This window comes from Nocardia brasiliensis (genome assembly GCF_042691675.1).
GTDB classification, from domain to species: Bacteria; Actinomycetota; Actinomycetes; order Mycobacteriales; family Mycobacteriaceae; genus Nocardia; species Nocardia brasiliensis_D.
This window is the reverse complement of record NZ_CP170507.1, coordinates 3514949-3539063: the sequence shown is the minus strand read 5'-3', so window position 1 is coordinate 3539063 and position 24115 is coordinate 3514949. Positions and strand designations below refer to the sequence as shown.

Annotated in this window: 1 protein-coding gene (only partly in view); it reads right to left on the bottom strand. The window is 67.6% G+C overall.

From position 1 onward, the window contains the following. Window positions 1-24115: the 5' portion of an SDR family NAD(P)-dependent oxidoreductase gene (locus tag ACFK0J_RS16450; RefSeq protein WP_378741117.1), read on the bottom strand. 4709 nt of this gene lie to the left of the window's left edge; 24115 of the gene's 28824 nt are visible here — the first part of the coding sequence; its start codon is at window positions 24113-24115; the stop codon falls past the left edge of the window.

Genomic DNA, 24115 nt, shown 5'->3' with positions numbered 1-24115 from the left:
TCACCGCACTACCACGCACCACCGCCAGCACCTGATGACCGTGACGGCGGGCATCGGAAAGCCGTTCCACCACCAGCACACCGACACCCTCGGACCATCCGGTGCCGTCGGCGGCGTCGGCGAAGGATTTGGACCGCCCGTCGGGCGCCAGGCCCTGCTGTCGGGAGAACTCTGTGAACACGCCGGGGGTTGCCATCACCGTGACGCCACCGACGAGTGCCATCGCGCATTCCCCCGCGCGTACGGCTTGTGCGGCTTGGTGCAGGGCGACCAGGCTCGACGAGCAGGCGGTGTCGACCGTCACGGCCGGGCCTTCCAACCCCAGCACATACGACACCCGACCGGACACGATCGCGCCGGAGGCTTCGCTGTAGGGGTAGTCGTGATGCATGACACCGACGAAGACGCCGGTGTCGCTGCCGCGCAACGATTCCGGGGCGATCCCGGCGTGTTCGAGGGCTTCCCACACCGTTTCCAGCAGCAACCGCTGCTGCGGATCCATCGCGACCGCTTCGCGGGGGCTGATCCCGAAGAACCCGGCATCGAATTCCCCAGCGTCGTACACGAACCCGCCGTCACGCACATACGACTTGCCCGCGATCCCGGGTTCGGGATCGAACAGGGCATCGATGTCCCAGCCACGATCGGTCGGGAACCCACCGATCGTGTCACGCCCCTCGGCCACCACACGCCACAAGTCCTCGGGAGAACTCACCCCGCCGGGGTAACGGCAGCCAATCCCCACAACCACCACCGGATCCGACACATCCGCCGACACCAGCGGTGTCACCATCGCCGGCACGGCAGCCGATCCGTGCAGTTCGTGCAGGATGTGGCCGGTGATCGCGTCGGGGGTCGGGTAGTCGAACACCAGCGTCGCCGGCAGCCGCAGCCCGGTCACGGTGTTGAGCCGGTTACGGGCCTCGACCGCGGTCAGCGAGTCGATACCCAGATCACGGAAGTTGCGAGTGGCCTCCACCGCCTCGGCACCAGCATGACCGAGGACCACCGCGATCTGCGAGCGGACCATATCCAGCACCAGCCGCCGCTGCTCGGGCTCGGCCAACCCGGCCAACCGAGCCAGCAGCGCCGATCCGGTCCCCGGTGTGGTGGTGGTATCGACACTGCGGCGCGCGGCCGGGGCCAGTCCCCGCAGCAGCGGTGCCAACAACCCGGCCCGCGCGGACGCGGCCAACGCGGCGGTGTCCAGACGGGTCGCGGTCACCGTGGCACGATGCTGCGCGATCGCGGCATCGAACAACGCCAACCCCTGCTCATCCGAGACCGCCCGGAACCCACCACGACTGTTACGAGCGACATCACCACGCTCGAGATGCCCGGTCATCCCGGTCCCCGAAGCCCACATACCCCACGCGATCGACGTCGCCGCCAAACCCCGGGCACGCCGGTACTCGGCCAACCCGTCGAGGAAGGTGTTCGCCGCCGCGTAGTTGCCCTGCCCGGGCCCACCCACGACCCCGGCCACCGAGGAGAACAACACGAACAACGCCAGATCCCGATCACGAGTCAACTCGTGCAGATGCCAAGCCGCATCGGCCTTGGCCGACATCACCACATCCACCCGCTGCGGCGTCAACGCCGCCATCATCCCGTCATCGAGCACACCCGCCGCATGCACCACACCGGTCAACGGGAACTGCGAGGGCACCGATGACAGCAACTGCGCCACCGCAGCACGATCGGACACATCACAGGCTTCCACACGCACCCGCGCGCCGAGCCCGGCCAGCTCCTCGACCAACTGCTCGACCCCCTCAGCAGCAGACCCGCGGCGGCTGGCCAACACCAGCGACCGCACTCCGTACGAGGACACCAGATGCCGGGCCACCAACGCACCCAACCCACCGGTACCACCAGTGACGATCACCGTGCCCTCGGCCAACACCACACCGCGGTCACCATCGGTGATCTCGGCGGGTTGGGAGGTGAGTCGGGTCAGTCGGGGGGTGTGGGTGATCCCGTTGCGGATCGCGAGCTGCGGCTCGCCGAGCGCGCTAGCCGTGGACACGACCTCGGCGACCGCCGGCGAGAACAAATCCTCCCCCGATTCGGTTTCGGCATCGGGCTCGAGGTCGAGGTCGAGGTCGAGGTCGATGAGCACGATGCGGCCGGGGTCTTCGGTCTGCGCCGAGCGCACCAGCCCCCACACCGCCGAGGCGGCCAAATCGGTCACCGCGCTACCGGCCACCGCGACCGCGCCACGGGTCAACACCATCAACACACCCGGACCCGACCAGTGTGGATCGGAGAACTCCTGCACCGCCGCCAGCACCCGATGCACCGCGGTGTGCGCCTGCCACACCGGATCCGCCTCACCAGCAGCGATATCGCGGGCATCGAACACGACCACCGACGCATCGCTTGCACCGTCACTCACGGTGTCGGGTGTGGCGTGTTGGGTCCAGGTGATGTACGGCACCACCGATACCGGCTCGGGAGCGGTGACCGGGTTCCAGTCCACAGCCAACAACCGGTCCCCGGAGGTGATGGTGAGCTGATCGAACGCGACCGGCCGCAATACCAGCGAGCCGACCGTCAGCACCGGCTGCCCGGTCTCGTCGGCCACCACGATCGACACCGCACCGGTGTCGGTGCTGGTGATCCGGGCCCGGACCAGAGCGGCGCCGGTCGCGTGCAGACCGACTTGTTCCCACGCGAACGGCAACCGCGGCCCCTGCCCACCACCGGTGTCCCCGGTGTCGTGAGTGTCATCGAGGCCCAACGCGTGCAGGACGGCGTCGAGCAGCGCCGGATGCAACCCGTAACGGTGCGCCTCCCCCACACTGTCGATGCCGTCGGTCGCGGGCAGGGCAGCCTGCACATACAACTCTGTGCCATCGCGCCAAACTTGTTGCAGGCCTTGGAACATCGGCCCGTACCCGTAACCGGTGTCGGTCAACCCGTCGTAGAGGCCGTCGATCGGCACCGGCTCCGCGCCGACCGGAGGCCACTGCGTCCACGGTGGGACAACTGCTGCCGCGGTGTCGGGAGCTACCACGCCTTGGGCGTGCAACACCCACTCCCCGTCGGTATCGCTGTCGGTGTCGGGTCGGGAGTAGACCGTCACCACCCGCTGGCCGTCGCTGTCGGCACCACCGATGAGGACTTGGATCTGCCGTGCACCGGTCTCGGGCAGGCTCAAAGGAGCCAGCAGGGTCAGTTCCTGCAGCAGCGGGCAGCCGACCTCGTCGCCGGCACGCAACACCAACTCCACAAACCCGGTACCGGGCAGCAACACCACACCACCCACGGCATGATCGGCCAGCCACGGATGCGTACGCAACGACAACCGGCCCGTCACCGTGACACCCCCGGTGTCCGGAGCCGCGACCACGGCCCCGACCAGCGGGTGATCGGCGGCCGCCTGTCCCAGCGACACCGCGTCTCCGGTGCCGGCGCTGGTGTCGAGCCAGTAGCGGCGACGCTGGAACGCATACGTCGGCAACCCGACACGGGCGACACCACGCCCGGTGTACAGCGCGGTCCAATCAATCTCCACACCGGCCACATCCAGGTGCGCGACCGCGGTCAGCATCGTGTCGGTTTGTGAACGGTCTCGGCGCAGTGCCGCGGTGACCACGACACCGGTGTCGGTGTGGGGTTGCAGGTTTTGATCGATCAACGCGGTGAGCCCGCCGTCGGGACCCGCGACGAGGAACCGGGTCGCACCGGCCTCATGGAGGGTGTGGATCGTTTCGGCGAAACGAACCGTGCCACGGACATGACGCACCCAATAGTGCGGGTCGGCCAGTTCGGGTCCGGCCAGTTGCCCGTCGAGGTTGGACACGATCGGGATGGCCGGTTCGGCGAAGGACAATCCGGCGACCACCTCGGCGAACTCGGCCAGCATCGGCTCCATCAACACCGAATGGAACGCATGCGACACCGGCAACCGGGTGACCCGCCGACCCAGACCGGCCAGATGAGTGGTGACCGTTTCGACCGCGTCGGCCTCACCGGAGATCACCAGCGAATCGACCGCGTTGACCGCGGCGATATCGACTGCACCGGTACCAAATTCGGTGAACAGTTCGGCGATCTCGGTTTCGGAGGCCTGCACCGCGGCCATCGCCCCGCCCTCGGGCAACGCCTGCATCAACTGGCCCCGCGCCGCGACCAGCACCGCGGCATCCTCGAGACTCAACACTCCCGCGACATGCGCGGCGGTGATCTCACCGATGGAATGACCGGCCAGCATGTCCGGACGCACACCCCAGGCCCGCAGCAACGCGAACACACCCACACCGACGGCGAACAATGCGGCCTGCGCGAACACGGTGGCGTTCAACGGTTCTGCGTGTTCACCCCACACCACCTCACGCAGTGAACAACCCAACCGCGGATCCAACTCGGCCACCACCGCGTCGAACGCCGCAGCGAACACCGGGAACCGCTCATACAACTCCCGGCCCATGCCGACCCACTGGGCGCCCTGACCCGGGAACACCAACACCGTCTTACCGGCACCAGCACCGGTGCCGGTCACCGTGTTCGCGGCCGGGGTGTCGGTGCCGATACTGATCAACCCGGCCAGCAACTGCTCACGATCGACACCGACGACCAGCGCACGATGTTCGAACCGCGACCGCTGCAACAGCGACCACCCCACATCGGCGGCCTCTAATCCCGCATCGGCGGCAATGAAATCGGCCAACCGCCGCGCCTGCCCGACCAACGCCTCACGACTACGACCCGACAACCTCCACACCACCACACCGGTCGTGTCGGAAACGGTTGCCTCGGAATCAATCACCTCGGCAACCGCGGGTGCTTGTTCGAGGATGACGTGGGCGTTGGTGCCGCTGATCCCGAAGGAGGACACCGCCGCACGACGCGGCCGGTCCCCGTCGGGCCAGTCGCGGGCTTCGGTGAGCAACTGCACCGCGCCGCTGTCCCAATCCACATGCGACGACGGCGCATCCACGTGCAGGGTTTTCGGGGCCACACCGTGGCGCATGGCCTGGATCATCTTGATGACACCGGCGACACCGGCCGCGGCCTGGGAGTGGCCGATGTTGGATTTGATCGACCCCAGCCACAACGGTTTGTCCTCGGGCCGGTCCTGGCCGTAGGTGGCCAGCAACGCTTGGGCCTCGATCGGGTCACCCAATCGGGTGCCGGTGCCGTGGGCCTCGACCACATCCACCTCGCCCGTGGTCAAACCCGCGTTGGCCAACGCCCGCCGGATCACCCGCTGCTGCGAAGGCCCGTTCGGCGCGGTCAACCCGTTGGAGGCACCATCCTGATTCACCGCACTACCACGCACCACCGCCAGCACCTGATGACCGTGACGGCGGGCATCGGAAAGCCGTTCCACCACCAGCACACCGACACCCTCGGACCATCCGGTGCCGTCGGCGGCGTCGGCGAAGGATTTGGACCGCCCGTCGGGCGCCAGGCCCTGCTGTCGGGAGAACTCTGTGAACACGCCGGGGGTTGCCATCACCGTGACGCCACCGACGAGTGCCATCGCGCATTCCCCCGCGCGTACGGCTTGTGCGGCTTGGTGCAGGGCGACCAGGCTCGACGAGCAGGCGGTGTCGACCGTCACGGCCGGGCCTTCCAACCCCAGCACATACGACACCCGACCGGACACGATCGCGCCGGAGGCTTCGCTGTAGGGGTAGTCGTGATGCATGACACCGACGAAGACGCCGGTGTCGCTGCCGCGCAACGATTCCGGGGCGATCCCGGCGTGTTCGAGGGCTTCCCACACCGTTTCCAGCAGCAACCGCTGCTGCGGATCCATCGCGACCGCTTCGCGGGGGCTGATCCCGAAGAACCCGGCATCGAATTCCCCAGCGTCGTACACGAACCCGCCGTCACGCACATACGACTTGCCCGCGATCCCGGGTTCGGGATCGAACAGGGCATCGATGTCCCAGCCACGATCGGTCGGGAACCCACCGATCGTGTCACGCCCCTCGGCCACCACACGCCACAAGTCCTCGGGAGAACTCACCCCGCCGGGGTAACGGCAGCCAATCCCCACAACCACCACCGGATCCGACACATCCGCCGACACCAGCGGTGTCACCATCGCCGGCACGGCAGCCGATCCGTGCAGTTCGTGCAGGATGTGGCCGGTGATCGCGTCGGGGGTCGGGTAGTCGAACACCAGCGTCGCCGGCAGCCGCAGCCCGGTCACGGTGTTGAGCCGGTTACGGGCCTCGACCGCGGTCAGCGAGTCGATACCCAGATCACGGAAGTTGCGAGTGGCCTCCACCGCCTCGGCACCAGCATGACCGAGGACCACCGCGATCTGCGAGCGGACCATATCCAGCACCAGCCGCCGCTGCTCGGGCTCGGCCAACCCGGCCAACCGAGCCAGCAGCGCCGATCCGGTCCCCGGTGTGGTGGTGGTATCGACACTGCGGCGCGCGGCCGGGGCCAGTCCCCGCAGCAGCGGTGCCAACAACCCGGCCCGCGCGGACGCGGCCAACGCGGCGGTGTCCAGACGGGTCGCGGTCACCGTGGCACGATGCTGCGCGATCGCGGCATCGAACAACGCCAACCCCTGCTCATCCGAGACCGCCCGGAACCCACCACGACTGTTACGAGCGACATCACCACGCTCGAGATGCCCGGTCATCCCGGTCCCCGAAGCCCACATACCCCACGCGATCGACGTCGCCGCCAAACCCCGGGCACGCCGGTACTCGGCCAACCCGTCGAGGAAGGTGTTCGCCGCCGCGTAGTTGCCCTGCCCGGGCCCACCCACGACCCCGGCCACCGAGGAGAACAACACGAACAACGCCAGATCCCGATCACGAGTCAACTCGTGCAGATGCCAAGCCGCATCGGCCTTGGCCGACATCACCACATCCACCCGCTGCGGCGTCAACGCCGCCATCATCCCGTCATCGAGCACACCCGCCGCATGCACCACACCGGTCAACGGACTGTCCTCAGGGACCACAGCAAGAAGAGCAGCCACCGCAGCACGATCGGACACATCACAGGCTTCCACACGCACCCGCGCGCCGAGCCCGGCCAGCTCCTCGACCAACTGCTCGACCCCCTCAGCAGCAGACCCGCGGCGGCTGGCCAACACCAGCGACCGCACTCCGTACGAGGACACCAGATGCCGGGCCACCAACGCACCCAACCCACCGGTACCACCAGTGACGATCACCGTGCCCTCGGCCAACACCACACCGCGGTCACCATCGGTGATCTCGGCGGGTTGGGAGGTGAGTCGGGTCAGTCGGGGGGTGTGGGTGATCCCGTTGCGGATCGCGAGCTGCGGCTCGCCGAGCGCGCTAGCCGTGGACACGACCTCGGCGACCGCCGGCGAGAACAAATCCTCCCCCGATTCGGTTTCGGCATCGGGCTCGAGGTCGAGGTCGAGGTCGATGAGCACGATGCGGCCGGGGTCTTCGGTCTGCGCCGAGCGCACCAGCCCCCACACCGCCGAGGCGGCCAAATCGGTCACCGCGCTACCGGCCACCGCGACCGCGCCACGGGTCAACACCATCAACACACCCGGACCCGACCAGTGTGGATCGGAGAACTCCTGCACCGCCGCCAGCACCCGATGCACCGCGGTGTGCGCCTGCCACACCGGATCCGCCTCACCAGCAGCGATATCGCGGGCATCGAACACGACCACCGACGCATCGCTTGCACCGTCACTCACGGTGTCGGGTGTGGCGTGTTGGGTCCAGGTGATGTACGGCACCACCGATACCGGCTCGGGAGCGGTGACCGGGTTCCAGTCCACAGCCAACAACCGGTCCCCGGAGGTGATGGTGAGCTGATCGAACGCGACCGGCCGCAATACCAGCGAGCCGACCGTCAGCACCGGCTGCCCGGTCTCGTCGGCCACCACGATCGACACCGCACCGGTGTCGGTGCTGGTGATCCGGGCCCGGACCAGAGCGGCGCCGGTCGCGTGCAGACCGACTTGTTCCCACGCGAACGGCAACCGCGGCCCCTGCCCACCACCGGTGTCCCCGGTGTCGTGAGTGTCATCGAGGCCCAACGCGTGCAGGACCGCATCCAGCAGCGCCGGATGCAACCCGTAACGGTGCGCCTCCCCCACACTGTCGATGCCGTCGGTCGCGGGCAGGGCAGCCTGCACATACAACTCTGTGCCATCGCGCCAAACTTGTTGCAGGCCTTGGAACATCGGCCCGTACCCGTAACCGGTGTCGGTCAACCCGTCGTAGAGGCCGTCGATCGGCACCGGCTCCGCGCCGACCGGAGGCCACTGCGTCCACGGTGGGACAACTGCTGCCGCGGTGTCGGGAGCTACCACGCCTTGGGCGTGCAACACCCACTCCCCGTCGGTATCGCTGTCGGTGTCGGGTCGGGAGTAGACCGTCACCACCCGCTGGCCGTCGCTGTCGGCACCACCGATGAGGACTTGGATCTGCCGTGCACCGGTCTCGGGCAGGCTCAAAGGAGCCAGCAGGGTCAGTTCCTGCAGCAGCGGGCAGCCGACCTCGTCGCCGGCACGCAACACCAACTCCACAAACCCGGTACCGGGCAGCAACACCACACCACCCACGGCATGATCGGCCAGCCACGGATGCGTACGCAACGACAACCGGCCCGTCACCGTGACACCCCCGGTGTCCGGAGCCGCGACCACGGCCCCGACCAGCGGGTGATCGGCGGCCGCCTGTCCCAGCGACACCGCGTCTCCGGTGCCGGCGCTGGTGTCGAGCCAGTAGCGGCGACGCTGGAACGCATACGTCGGCAACCCGACACGGGCGACACCACGCCCGGTGTACAGCGCGGTCCAATCAATCTCCACACCGGCCACATCCAGGTGCGCGACCGCGGTCAGCATCGTGTCGGTTTGTGAACGGTCTCGGCGCAGTGCCGCGGTGACCACGACACCGGTGTCGGTGTGGGGTTGCAGGTTTTGATCGATCAACGCGGTGAGCCCGCCGTCGGGACCCGCGACGAGGAACCGGGTCGCACCGGCCTCATGGAGGGTGTGGATCGTTTCGGCGAAACGAACCGTGCCACGGACATGACGCACCCAATAGTGCGGGTCGGCCAGTTCGGGTCCGGCCAGTTGCCCGTCGAGGTTGGACACGATCGGGATGGCCGGTTCGGCGAAGGACAATCCGGCGACCACCTCGGCGAACTCGGCCAGCATCGGCTCCATCAACACCGAATGGAACGCATGCGACACCGGCAACCGGGTGACCCGCCGACCCAGACCGGCCAGATGAGTGGTGACCGTTTCGACCGCGTCGGCCTCACCGGAGATCACCAGCGAATCGACCGCGTTGACCGCGGCGATATCGACTGCACCGGTACCAAATTCGGTGAACAGTTCGGCGATCTCGGTTTCGGAGGCCTGCACCGCGGCCATCGCCCCGCCCTCGGGCAACGCCTGCATCAACTGGCCCCGCGCCGCGACCAGCACCGCGGCATCCTCGAGACTCAACACTCCCGCGACATGCGCGGCGGTGATCTCACCGATGGAATGACCGGCCAGCATGTCCGGACGCACACCCCAGGCCCGCAGCAACGCGAACACACCCACACCGACGGCGAACAATGCGGCCTGCGCGAACACGGTGGCGTTCAACGGTTCTGCGTGTTCACCCCACACCACCTCACGCAGTGAACAACCCAACCGCGGATCCAACTCGGCCACCACCGCGTCGAACGCCGCAGCGAACACCGGGAACCGCTCATACAACTCCCGGCCCATGCCGACCCACTGGGCGCCCTGACCCGGGAACACCAACACCGTCTTACCGGCACCAGCACCGGTGCCGGTCACCGTGTTCGCGGCCGGGGTGTCGGTGCCGATACTGATCAACCCGGCCAGCAACTGCTCACGATCGACACCGACGACCAGCGCACGATGTTCGAACCGCGACCGCTGCAACAGCGACCACCCCACATCGGCGGCCTCTAATCCCGCATCGGCGGCAATGAAATCGGCCAACCGCCGCGCCTGCCCGACCAACGCCTCACGACTACGACCCGACAACCTCCACACCACCACCCCGGCACCAGCGCCGGTAACGGTCGTGCCGGTGGTGTCGATGCCACCGGTCGAATCGGCGGGATCGTCGGTGTCACTGTGGTTTTCGATGACGGGTGCTTGTTCGAGGATGACGTGGGCGTTGGTGCCGCTGACACCGAAGGAGGACACCGCCGCACGACGCGGCCGGTCCCCGTCGGGCCAGTCGCGGGCTTCGGTGAGCAACTGCACCGCGCCGCTGTCCCAATCCACATGCGACGACGGCGCATCCACGTGCAGGGTTTTCGGGGCCACACCGTGGCGCATGGCCTGGATCATCTTGATGACACCGGCGACACCGGCCGCGGCCTGGGAGTGGCCGATGTTGGATTTGATCGACCCCAGCCACAACGGTTTGTCCTCGGGCCGGTCCTGGCCGTAGGTGGCCAGCAACGCTTGGGCCTCGATCGGGTCACCCAATCGGGTGCCGGTGCCGTGGGCCTCGACCACATCCACCTCGCCCGTGGTCAAACCCGCGTTGGCCAACGCCCGCCGGATCACCCGCTGCTGCGAAGGCCCGTTCGGCGCGGTCAACCCGTTGGAGGCACCATCCTGATTCACCGCACTACCACGCACCACCGCCAGCACCTGATGACCGTGACGGCGGGCATCGGAAAGCCGTTCCACCACCAGCACACCGACACCCTCGGACCATCCGGTGCCGTCGGCGGCGTCGGCGAAGGATTTGGACCGCCCGTCGGGCGCCAGGCCGCGTTGGCGGGAAAACTCCACGAACAACCCCGGAGTCGCCAATACCGTGACACCACCGACGAGTGCCATCGCGCATTCCCCCGCGCGTACGGCTTGTGCGGCTTGGTGCAGGGCGACCAGGCTCGACGAGCAGGCGGTGTCGATCGATACCGCCGGGCCTTCCAACCCCAGCACATACGACACCCGACCGGACACGACACTGGCCGCACCACCGGTCAACCGGAATCCCTCGGCACTGATGTCGCTGTCGGCGCCGACCCCGTAGTAGGCGTCGGTGACGCCGACGAAGACGCCGGTGTCGCTGCCGCGCAACGATTCCGGGGCGATCCCGGCGTGTTCGAGGGCTTCCCACACCGTTTCCAGCAGCAACCGCTGCTGCGGATCCATCGCGACCGCTTCGCGGGGGCTGATCCCGAAGAACCCGGCATCGAATTCCCCAGCGTCGTACACGAACCCGCCGTCACGCACATACGACTTGCCCGCGATCCCGGGTTCGGGATCGAACAGGGCATCGATGTCCCAGCCACGATCGGTCGGGAACCCACCGATCGTGTCACGCCCCTCGGCCACCACACGCCACAAGTCCTCGGGAGAACTCACCCCGCCGGGGTAACGGCAGCCAATCCCCACAACCACCACCGGATCCGACACATCCGCCGACACCAGCGGTGTCACCATCGCCGGCACGGCAGCCGATCCGTGCAGTTCGTGCAGGATGTGGCCGGTGATCGCGTCGGGGGTCGGGTAGTCGAACACCAGCGTCGCCGGCAGCCGCAGCCCGGTCACGGTGTTGAGCCGGTTACGGGCCTCGACCGCGGTCAGCGAGTCGATACCCAGATCACGGAAGTTGCGAGTGGCCTCCACCGCCTCGGCACCAGCATGACCGAGGACCACCGCGATCTGCGAGCGGACCATATCCAGCACCAGCCGCCGCTGCTCGGGCTCGGCCAACCCGGCCAACCGAGCCAGCAGCGCCGATCCGGTCCCCGGTGTGGTGGTGGTATCGACACTGCGGCGCGCGGCCGGGGCCAGTCCCCGCAGCAGCGGTGCCAACAACCCGGCCCGCGCGGACGCGGCCAACGCGGCGGTGTCCAGACGGGTCGCGGTCACCGTGGCACGATGCTGCGCGATCGCGGCATCGAACAACGCCAACCCCTGCTCATCCGAGACCGCCCGGAACCCACCACGACTGTTACGAGCGACATCACCACGCTCGAGATGCCCGGTCATCCCGGTCCCCGAAGCCCACAAACCCCACGCGATCGACGTCGCCGCCAAACCCCGGGCACGCCGGTACTCGGCCAACCCGTCGAGGAAGGTGTTCGCCGCCGCGTAGTTGCCCTGCCCGGGCCCACCCACGACCCCGGCCACCGAGGAGAACAACACGAACAACGCCAGATCCCGATCACGAGTCAACTCGTGCAGATGCCAAGCCGCATCGGCCTTGGCCGACATCACCACATCCACCCGCTGCGGCGTCAACGCCGCCATCATCCCGTCATCGAGCACACCCGCCGCATGCACCACACCGGTCAACGGGAACTGCGAGGGCACCGATGACAGCAACTGCGCCACCGCAGCACGATCGGACACATCACAGGCTTCCACACGCACCCGCGCGCCGAGCCCGGCCAGCTCCTCGACCAACTGCTCGACCCCCTCAGCAGCAGACCCGCGGCGGCTGGCCAACACCAGCGACCGCACTCCGTACGAGGACACCAGATGCCGGGCCACCAACGCACCCAACCCACCGGTACCACCAGTGACGATCACCGTGCCCTCGGCCAACACATCCTTGGCTGCAGGTGTGGTGAGGACGATCTTGCCGATATGACGTGCCTGGCTGAAGTACCGCAGCGCCTCTCGCGCCTGTTCGACCGGCCAGGTACGCAACGGCAGGCGTTGGAGGACACCGCGATCGAACAAGGCAGTGAGCTCGGCGAGCATCTGCTGGATCCGGTCGGGTCCGGCCTCGACTATGTCGAATGCCCGGTATTTCACTCCCGGGTAGTCGGCCGCGATCTGGTCGCTGTCACGGATGTCGGCCTTGCCCATCTCGATGAAGCGGCCACCGCGAGGCAGCAGCCGCAGCGAGGCATCGACGAACTGTCCGGTCAGCGAATCCAACACCACGTCCATACCGCGGCCACCGGTGGCCGCCAGGAACTGTTCCTCGAACTGCAGCGTGCGCGAGTTCGCGATGTGTTGCTCGTCGAAACCCATGCCGCGCAAGACATCCCATTTGCCGCTGCTCGCGGTGGCATAGACCTCCAGCCCCCAATGACGCGCCAGCTGCACCGCAGCCATTCCCACGCCACCGGCTGCTGCGTGCACCAACAGCGTTTCGCCCGGCTGCACCTCAGCCAAATCCCGCAGCCCGTAATAGGCGGTCAGGAACACCACCGGCACCGCCGCGGCCTCGGCGAACGTCCATCCCGCCGGGATCTGTACCACCAGACGGTGATCGGTGACCGCGACCGCACCGATCCCACCATCGACCATGCCCATCACCCGATCGCCCGGGACCACGCCCACGACCTCGGGACCCACCTCGAGCACAACCCCGGCCACTTCCGAACCCATCAGCGCGTTTTCATCGCGGAAGATGCCCAAGCAGATCCAGACGTCGCGGAAGTTCACCCCGCCCGCTCGTACCGCGATGCGCACCTGCCCCGCCAGCAACGGTTCACTACCACGGGAATCGACGACCACACCGACACCATCGGGTGTGCCCTTTTCCACCGCCGCCAACCGCCACAAACCCTGCGCAGGTATCGCCAACACACCCCGATCGATCTCCCGGGTCAGTCGGGGGGTGTGGGTGATCCCGTTGCGGATCGCGAGCTGCGGCTCGCCGAGCGCGCTAGCCGTGGACACGACCTCGGCGACCGCCGGCGAGAACAAATCCTCCCCCGATTCGGTTTCGGCATCGGGCTCGAGGTCGAGGTCGAGGTCGATGAGCACGATGCGGCCGGGGTCTTCGGTCTGCGCCGAGCGCACCAGCCCCCACACCGCCGAGGCGGCCAAATCGGTCACCGCGCTACCGGCCACCGCGACCGCGCCACGGGTCAACACCATCAACACACCCGGACCCGACCAGTGTGGATCGGAGAACTCCTGCACCGCCGCCAGCACCCGATGCACCGCGGTGTGCGCCTGCCACACCGGATCCGCCTCACCAGCAGCGATATCGCGGGCATCGAACACGACCACCGACGCATCGCTTGCACCGTCACTCACGGTGTCGGGTGTGGCGTGTTGGGTCCAGGTGATGTACGGCACCACCGATACCGGCTCGGGAGCGGTGACCGGGTTCCAGTCCACAGCCAACAACCGGTCCCCGGAGGTGATGGTGAGCTGATCGAACGCGACCGGCCGCAATACCAGCGAGCCGACCGTCAGCACCGGCTGCCCGGTCTCGTCGGCCACCACGATCGACACCGCACCGGTGTCGGTGCTGGTGATCCGGGCCCGGACCAGAGCGGCGCCGGTCGCGTGCAGACCGACTTGTTCCCACGCGAACGGCAACCGCGGCCCCTGCCCACCACCGGTGTCCCCGGTGTCGTGAGTGTCATCGAGGCCCAACGCGTGCAGGACCGCATCCAGCAGCGCCGGATGCAACCCGTAACGGTGCGCCTCCCCCACACTGTCGATGCCGTCGGTCGCGGGCAGGGCAGCCTGCACATACAACTCTGTGCCATCGCGCCAAACTTGTTGCAGGCCTTGGAACATCGGCCCGTACCCGTAACCGGTGTCGGTCAACCCGTCGTAGAGGCCGTCGATCGGCACCGGCTCCGCGCCGACCGGAGGCCACTGCGTCCACGGTGGGACAACTGCTGCCGCGGTGTCGGGAGCTACCACGCCTTGGGCGTGCAACACCCACTCCCCGTCGGTATCGCTGTCGGTGTCGGGTCGGGAGTAGACCGTCACCACCCGCTGGCCGTCGCTGTCGGCACCACCGATGAGGACTTGGATCTGCCGTGCACCGGTCTCGGGCAGGCTCAAAGGAGCCAGCAGGGTCAGTTCCTGCAGCAGCGGGCAGCCGACCTCGTCGCCGGCACGCAACACCAACTCCACAAACCCGGTACCGGGCAGCAACACCACACCACCCACGGCATGATCGGCCAGCCACGGATGCGTACGCAACGACAACCGGCCCGTCACCGTGACACCCCCGGTGTCCGGAGCCGCGACCACGGCCCCGACCAGCGGGTGATCGGCGGCCGCCTGTCCCAGCGACACCGCGTCTCCGGTGCCGGCGCTGGTGTCGAGCCAGTAGCGGCGACGCTGGAACGCATACGTCGGCAACCCGACACGGGCGACACCACGCCCGGTGTACAGCGCGGTCCAATCAATCTCCACACCGGCCACATCCAGGCACGCGACCGCATGCAGGAATCGGTCCAGTCCACCGTCGTCGCGGCGCAGCGACCCGACCACCACGACAGTCTCGGGTGCGCCGGTACCGGTGCCGGTGTGGATGTTGGTGCTGGTGTCCTCGATCGCGACGGTCAGCACCGGATGCGCGCTGACCTCCACGAAACGGGTGTGCCCGTCCGCGAGCAGCGCCTCAGTGGCTTGTTGCAAACACACCGTTTGACGCAGGTTGCGATACCAGTAGTGCGCATCCAAACCGGTGGTATCCACCAATTCCCCGGTCACCGTGGAGTAGAACGGGATCAGCGACGAGCCTGCGCTGACACCCCCGAGAGCCTCCAACAAGGCAGCCTGCAACGACTCGACCTGCATCGAATGCGCGGCGAAGTCGACATCGGGAATCATCCACCGCATCACTGCCTGCGCGGACAGAGTGCGTTCGAGTTCGGCCAGTACGGCGGGTGGACCCGACACCGTGACCGATCGGGGTCCGTTCACTGCGGCAACGCACACCTCCTCGGCGAACGGTGCAATCCAGGACTGCACACGCTCGACGGTATCGAGGATCGACAGCATCGCGCCGTTGCCGGCCAGTTGTTGCTGGATCAGGCGGCTGCGTGAAACCACCACGCGGGCAGCGTCTTCGAGGGTCAACGCACCGGCCACGTAGGCGGCGGCGATCTCGCCTTGGGAATGGCCCATCACCGCGTCGGGGACCACCCCGAACGCGGCCCACAAGCGGGCCAGTCCCACCATCACCGCGAACGACACCGGCTGCACCACATCGACACGATCCAGCGACGGGGCGTCCACGCTGCCACGCAGCACATCGGTCAGTGACCAGTCCACCAACACCGAGAACGCTCGGTCGCATTCGTCGATCGCCTGCGCGAACACCGGAGCAGTGTCGAGCAACTCCCGGCCCATGCCGACCCACTGGGCGCCCTGACCCGGGAACACCAACACCGTCTTACCGGCACCAGCACCGGTGCCGGTCACCGTGTTCGCGGCCGGGGTGTCGGTGCCGATACTGATCAACCCGGCCAGCAACTGCTCACGATCGACACCGACGACCAGCGCACGATGTTCGAACCGCGACCGCTGCAACAGCGACCACCCCACATCGGCGGCCTCTAATCCCGCATCGGCGGCAATGAAATCGGCCAACCGCCGCGCCTGCCCGACCAACGCCTCACGACTACGACCCGACAACCTCCACACCACCACCCCGGCACCAGCGCCGGTAACGGTCGTGCCGGTGGTGTCGATGCCACCGGTCGAATCGGCGGGATCGTCGGTGTCACTGTGGTTTTCGATGACGGGTGCTTGTTCGAGGATGACGTGGGCGTTGGTGCCGCTGACACCGAAGGAGGACACCGCCGCACGACGCGGCCGGTCCCCGTCGGGCCAGTCGCGGGCTTCGGTGAGCAACTGCACCGCGCCGCTGTCCCAATCCACATGCGACGACGGCGCATCCACGTGCAGGGTTTTCGGGGCCACACCGTGGCGCATGGCCTGGATCATCTTGATGACACCGGCGACACCGGCCGCGGCCTGGGAGTGGCCGATGTTGGATTTGATCGACCCCAGCCACAACGGTTTGTCCTCGGGCCGGTCCTGGCCGTAGGTGGCCAGCAACGCTTGGGCCTCGATCGGGTCACCCAATCGGGTGCCGGTGCCGTGGGCCTCGACCACATCCACCTCGCCCGTGGTCAAACCCGCGTTGGCCAACGCCCGCCGGATCACCCGCTGCTGCGAAGGCCCGTTCGGCGCGGTCAACCCGTTGGAGGCACCATCCTGATTCACCGCACTACCACGCACCACCGCCAGCACCTGATGACCGTGACGGCGGGCATCGGAAAGCCGTTCCACCACCAGCACACCGACACCCTCGGACCATCCGGTGCCGTCGGCGGCGTCGGCGAAGGATTTGGACCGCCCGTCGGGCGCCAGGCCGCGTTGGCGGGAAAACTCCACGAACAACCCCGGAGTCGCCAATACCGTGACACCACCGACGAGTGCCATCGCGCATTCCCCCGCGCGTACGGCTTGTGCGGCTTGGTGCAGGGCGACCAGGCTCGACGAGCAGGCGGTGTCGATCGATACCGCCGGGCCTTCCAACCCCAGCACATACGACACCCGACCGGACACGACACTGGCCGCACCACCGGTCAACCGGAATCCCTCGGCACTGATGTCGCTGTCGGCGCCGACCCCGTAGTAGGCGTCACCGACGCCGACGAAGACGCCGGTGTCGCTGCCGCGCAACGATTCCGGGGCGATCCCGGCGTGTTCGAGGGCTTCCCACACCGTTTCCAGCAGCAACCGCTGCTGCGGATCCATCGCGACCGCTTCGCGGGGGCTGATCCCGAAGAACCCGGCATCGAATTCCCCAGCGTCGTACACGAACCCGCCGTCACGCACATACGACTTGCCCGCGATCCCGGGTTCGGGATCGAACAGGGCATCGATGTCCCAGCCACGATCGGTCGGGAACCCACCGATCGTGTCACGCCCCTCGGCCACCACACGCCACAAGTCCTCGGGAGAACTCACCCCGCCGGGGTAACGGCAGCCAATCCCCACAACCACCACCGGATCCGACACATCCGCCGACACCAGCGGTGTCACCATCGCCGGCACGGCAGCCGATCCGTGCAGTTCGTGCAGGATGTGGCCGGTGATCGCGTCGGGGGTCGGGTAGTCGAACACCAGCGTCGCCGGCAGCCGCAGCCCGGTCACGGTGTTGAGCCGGTTACGGGCCTCGACCGCGGTCAGCGAGTCGATACCCAGATCACGGAAGTTGCGAGTGGCCTCCACCGCCTCGGCACCAGCATGACCGAGGACCACCGCGATCTGCGAGCGGACCATATCCAGCACCAGCCGCCGCTGCTCGGGCTCGGCCAACCCGGCCAACCGAGCCAGCAGCGCCGATCCGGTCCCCGGTGTGGTGGTGGTATCGACACTGCGGCGCGCGGCCGGGGCCAGTCCCCGCAGCAGCGGTGCCAACAACCCGGCCCGCGCGGACGCGGCCAACGCGGCGGTGTCCAGACGGGTCGCGGTCACCGTGGCACGATGCTGCGCGATCGCGGCATCGAACAACGCCAACCCCTGCTCATCCGAGACCGCCCGGAACCCACCACGACTGTTACGAGCGACATCACCACGCTCGAGATGCCCGGTCATCCCGGTCCCCGAAGCCCACATACCCCACGCGATCGACGTCGCCGCCAAACCCCGGGCACGCCGGTACTCGGCCAACCCGTCGAGGAAGGTGTTCGCCGCCGCGTAGTTGCCCTGCCCGGGCCCACCCACGACCCCGGCCACCGAGGAGAACAACACGAACAACGCCAGATCCCGATCACGAGTCAACTCGTGCAGATGCCAAGCCGCATCGGCCTTGGCCGACATCACCACATCCACCCGCTGCGGCGTCAACGCCGCCATCATCCCGTCATCGAGCACACCCGCCGCATGCACCACACCGGTCAACGGGAACTGCGAGGGCACCGATGACAGCAACTGCGCCACCGCAGCACGATCGGACACATCACAGGCTTCCACACGCACCCGCGCGCCGAGCCCGGCCAGCTCCTCGACCAACTGCTCGACCCCCTCAGCAGCAGACCCGCGGCGGCTGGCCAACACCAGCGACCGCACTCCGTACGAGGACACCAGATGCCGGGCCACCAACGCACCCAACCCACCGGTACCACCAGTGACGATCACCGTGCCCTCGGCCAACACATCCTTGGCTGCAGGTGTGGTGAGGACGATCTTGCCGATATGACGTGCCTGGCTGAAGTACCGCAGCGCCTCTCGCGCCTGTTCGACCGGCCAGGTACGCAACGGCAGGCGTTGGAGGACACCGCGATCGAACAAGGCAGTGAGCTCGGCGAGCATCTGCTGGATCCGGTCGGGTCCGGCCTCGGCGTTGTCGAATGCCCGGTATTTCACTCCCGGGTAGTCGGCCGCGATCTGGTCGCTGTCACGGATGTCGGCCTTGCCCATCTCGATGAAGCGGCCACCGCGAGGCAGCAGCCGCAGCGAGGCATCGACGAACTGTCCGGTCAGCGAATCCAACACCACGTCCATACCGCGGCCACCGGTGGCCGCCAGGAACTGTTCCTCGAACTGCAGCGTGCGCGAGTTCGCGATGTGTTGCTCGTCGAAACCCATGCCGCGCAAGACATCCCATTTGCCGCTGCTCGCGGTGGCATAGACCTCCAGCCCCCAATGACGCGCCAGCTGCACCGCAGCCATTCCCACGCCACCGGCTGCTGCGTGCACCAACAGCGTTTCGCCCGGCTGCACCTCAGCCAAATCCCGCAGCCCGTAATAGGCGGTCAGGAACACCACCGGCACCGCCGCGGCCTCGGCGAACGTCCATCCCGCCGGGATCTGTACCACCAGACGGTGATCGGTGACCGCGACCGCACCGATCCCACCATCGACCATGCCCATCACCCGATCGCCCGGGACCACGCCCACGACCTCGGGACCCACCTCGAGCACAACCCCGGCCACTTCCGAACCCATCTGACCGTTCGGGTCGGGATACATGCCCAAGCAGATCAAGACGTCGCGGAAGTTCACCCCGCCCGCTCGTACCGCGATGCGCACCTGCCCCGCCAGCAACGGTTCACTACCACGGGAATCGACGACCACACCGACACCATCGGGTGTGCCCTTTTCCACCGCCGCCAACCGCCACAAACCCTGCGCAGGTATCGCCAACACACCCCGATCGATCTCCCGGGTCAGCCTGGGGGTGTGGGTGATCCCGTTGCGGATCGCGAGCTGCGGCTCGCCGAGCGCGCTAGCCGTGGACACGACCTCGGCGACCGCCGGCGAGAACAAATCCTCCCCCGATTCGGTTTCGGCATCGGGCTCGAGGTCGAGGTCGAGGTCGATGAGCACGATGCGGCCGGGGTCTTCGGTCTGCGCCGAGCGCACCAGCCCCCACACCGCCGAGGCGGCCAAATCGGTCACCGCGCTACCGGCCACCGCGACCGCGCCACGGGTCAACACCATCAACACACCCGGACCCGACCAGTGTGGATCGGAGAACTCCTGCACCGCCGCCAGCACCCGATGCACCGCGGTGTGCGCCTGCCACACCGGATCCGCCTCACCAGCAGCGATATCGCGGGCATCGAACACGACCACCGACGCATCGCTTGCACCGTCACTCACGGTGTCGGGTGTGGCGTGTTGGGTCCAGGTGATGTACGGCACCACCGATACCGGCTCGGGAGCGGTGACCGGGTTCCAGTCCACAGCCAACAACCGGTCCCCGGAGGTGATGGTGAGCTGATCGAACGCGACCGGCCGCAATACCAGCGAGCCGACCGTCAGCACCGGCTGCCCGGTCTCGTCGGCCACCACGATCGACACCGCACCGGTGTCGGTGCTGGTGATCCGGGCCCGGACCAGAGCGGCGCCGGTCGCGTGCAGACCGACTTGTTCCCACGCGAACGGCAACCGCGGCCCCTGCCCACCACCGGTGTCCCCGGTGTCGTGAGTGTCATCGAGGCCCAACGCGTGCAGGACGGCATCCAGCAGCGCCGGATGCAACCCGTAACGGTGCGCCTCCCCCACACTGTCGATGCCGTCGGTCGCGGGCAGGGCAGCCTGCACATACAACTCTGTGCCATCGCGCCAAACTTGTTGCAGGCCTTGGAACATCGGCCCGTACCCGTAACCGGTGTCGGTCAACCCGTCGTAGAGGCCGTCGATCGGCACCGGCTCCGCGCCGACCGGAGGCCACTGCGTCCACGGTGGGACAACTGCTGCCGCGGTGTCGGGAGCTACCACGCCTTGGGCGTGCAACACCCACTCCCCGTCGGTATCGCTGTCGGTGTCGGGTCGGGAGTAGACCGTCACCACCCGCTGGCCGTCGCTGTCGGCACCACCGATGAGGACTTGGATCTGCCGTGCACCGGTCTCGGGCAGGCTCAAAGGAGCCAGCAGGGTCAGTTCCTGCAGCAGCGGGCAGCCGACCTCGTCGCCGGCACGCAACACCAACTCCACAAACCCGGTACCGGGCAGCAACACCACACCACCCACGGCATGATCGGCCAGCCACGGATGCGTACGCAACGACAACCGGCCCGTCACCGTGACACCCCCGGTGTCCGGAGCCGCGACCACGGCCCCGACCAGCGGGTGATCGGCGGCCGCCTGTCCCAGCGACACCGCGTCTCCGGTGCCGGCGCTGGTGTCGAGCCAGTAGCGGCGACGCTGGAACGCATACGTCGGCAACCCGACACGGGCGACACCACGCCCGGTGTACAGCGCGGTCCAATCAATCTCCACACCGGCCACATCCAGGTGCGCGACCGCGGTCAGCATCGTGTCGGTTTGTGAACGGTCTCGGCGCAGTGCCGCGGTGACCACGACACCGGTGTCGGTGTGGGGTTGCAGGTTTTGATCGATCAACGCGGTGAGCCCGCCGTCGGGACCCGCGACGAGGAACCGGGTCGCACCGGCCTCATGGAGGGTGTGGATCGTTTCGGCGAAACGAACCGTGCCACGGACATGACGCACCCAATAGTGCGGGTCGGCCAGTTCGGGTCCGGCCAGTTGCCCGTCGAGGTTGGACACGATCGGGATGGCCGGTTCGGCGAAGGACAATCCGGCGACCACCTCGGCGAACTCGGCCAGCATCGGCTCCATCAACACCGAATGGAACGCATGCGACACCGGCAACCGGGTGACCCGCCGACCCAGACCGGCCAGATGAGTGGTGACCGTTTCGACCGCGTCGGCCTCACCGGAGATCACCAGCGAATCGACCGCGTTGACCGCGGCGATATCGACTGCACCGGTACCAAATTCGGTGAACAGTTCGGCGATCTCGGTTTCGGAGGCCTGCACCGCGGCCATCGCCCCGCCCTCGGGCAACGCCTGCATCAACTGGCCCCGCGCCGCGACCAGCACCGCGGCATCCTCGAGACTCAACACTCCCGCGACATGCGCGGCGGTGATCTCACCGATGGAATGACCGGCCAGCATGTCCGGACGCACACCCCAGGCCCGCAGCAACGCGAACACACCCACACCGACGGCGAACAATGCGGCCTGCGCGAACACGGTGGCGTTCAACGGTTCTGCGTGTTCACCCCACACCACCTCACGCAGTGAACAACCCAACCGCGGATCCAACTCGGCCACCACCGCGTCGAACGCCGCAGCGAACACCGGGAACCGCTCATACAACTCCCGGCCCATGCCGACCCACTGGGCGCCCTGACCCGGGAACACCAACACCGTCTTACCGGCACCAGCACCGGTGCCGGTCACCGTGTTCGCGGCCGGGGTGTCGGTGCCGATACTGATCAACCCGGCCAGCAACTGCTCACGATCGACACCGACGACCAGCGCACGATGTTCGAACCGCGACCGCTGCAACAGCGACCACCCCACATCGGCGGCCTCTAATCCCGCATCGGCGGCAATGAAATCGGCCAACCGCCGCGCCTGCCCGACCAACGCCTCACGACTACGACCCGACAACCTCCACACCACCACCCCGGCACCAGCGCCGGTAACGGTCGTGCCGGTGGTGTCGATGCCACCGGTCGAATCGGCGGGATCGTCGGTGTCACTGTGGTTTTCGATGACGGGTGCTTGTTCGAGGATGACGTGGGCGTTGGTGCCGCTGACACCGAAGGAGGACACCGCCGCACGACGCGGCCGGTCCCCGTCGGGCCAGTCGCGGGCTTCGGTGAGCAACTGCACCGCGCCGCTGTCCCAATCCACATGCGACGACGGCGCATCCACGTGCAGGGTTTTCGGGGCCACACCGTGGCGCATGGCCTGGATCATCTTGATGACACCGGCGACACCGGCCGCGGCCTGGGAGTGGCCGATGTTGGATTTGATCGACCCCAGCCACAACGGTTTGTCCTCGGGCCGGTCCTGGCCGTAGGTGGCCAGCAACGCTTGGGCCTCGATCGGGTCACCCAATCGGGTGCCGGTGCCGTGGGCCTCGACCACATCCACCTCGCCCGTGGTCAAACCCGCGTTGGCCAACGCCCGCCGGATCACCCGCTGCTGCGAAGGCCCGTTCGGCGCGGTCAACCCGTTGGAGGCACCATCCTGATTCACCGCACTACCACGCACCACCGCCAGCACCTGATGACCGTGACGGCGGGCATCGGAAAGCCGTTCCACCACCAGCACACCGACACCCTCGGCGAACGCGGTGCCGTCGGCGGCGTCGGCGAACGGTTTGCATCGGGCATCGGCCGCCAGCCCGCGTTGGCGGGAGAATTCTTCGAACACCCACGGACTCGACATCACTGCCACGCCACCGACGAGTGCCATCGCGCATTCCCCCGCGCGCACGGCTTGTGCGGCTTGGTGCAGGGCGACCAGGCTCGACGAGCAGGCGGTGTCGATCGATACCGCCGGGCCTTCCAACCCCAGCACATACGACACCCGACCGGACACGACACTGGCCACACCACCGGTCATCCGATATCCCTCGGCACCGATGTCACCTTCCGGCCCGGCACCAAGGCCGTAATGATGATCGCTGACGCCGACGAAGACGCCGGTGTCGCTGCCGCGCAACGATTCCGGGGCGATCCCGGCGTGTTCGAGGGCTTCCCACACCGTTTCCAGCAGCAACCGCTGCTGCGGATCCATCGCGACCGCTTCGCGGGGGCTGATCCCGAAGAACCCGGCATCGAATTCCCCAGCGTCGTACACGAACCCGCCGTCACGCACATACGACTTGCCCGCGATCCCGGGTTCGGGATCGAACAGGGCATCGATGTCCCAGCCACGATCGGTCGGGAACCCACCGATCGTGTCACGCCCCTCGGCCACCACACGCCACAAGTCCTCGGGAGAACTCACCCCGCCGGGGTAACGGCAGCCAATCCCCACAACCACCACCGGATCCGACGACAACGAGAGTTTCGCATTTGCCCGTTTTAGAGCGGCATTTTCTTTTGCAGAAATGCGCAGAGCTTTTACAAGTTCATCCATTGACAGAGCCAT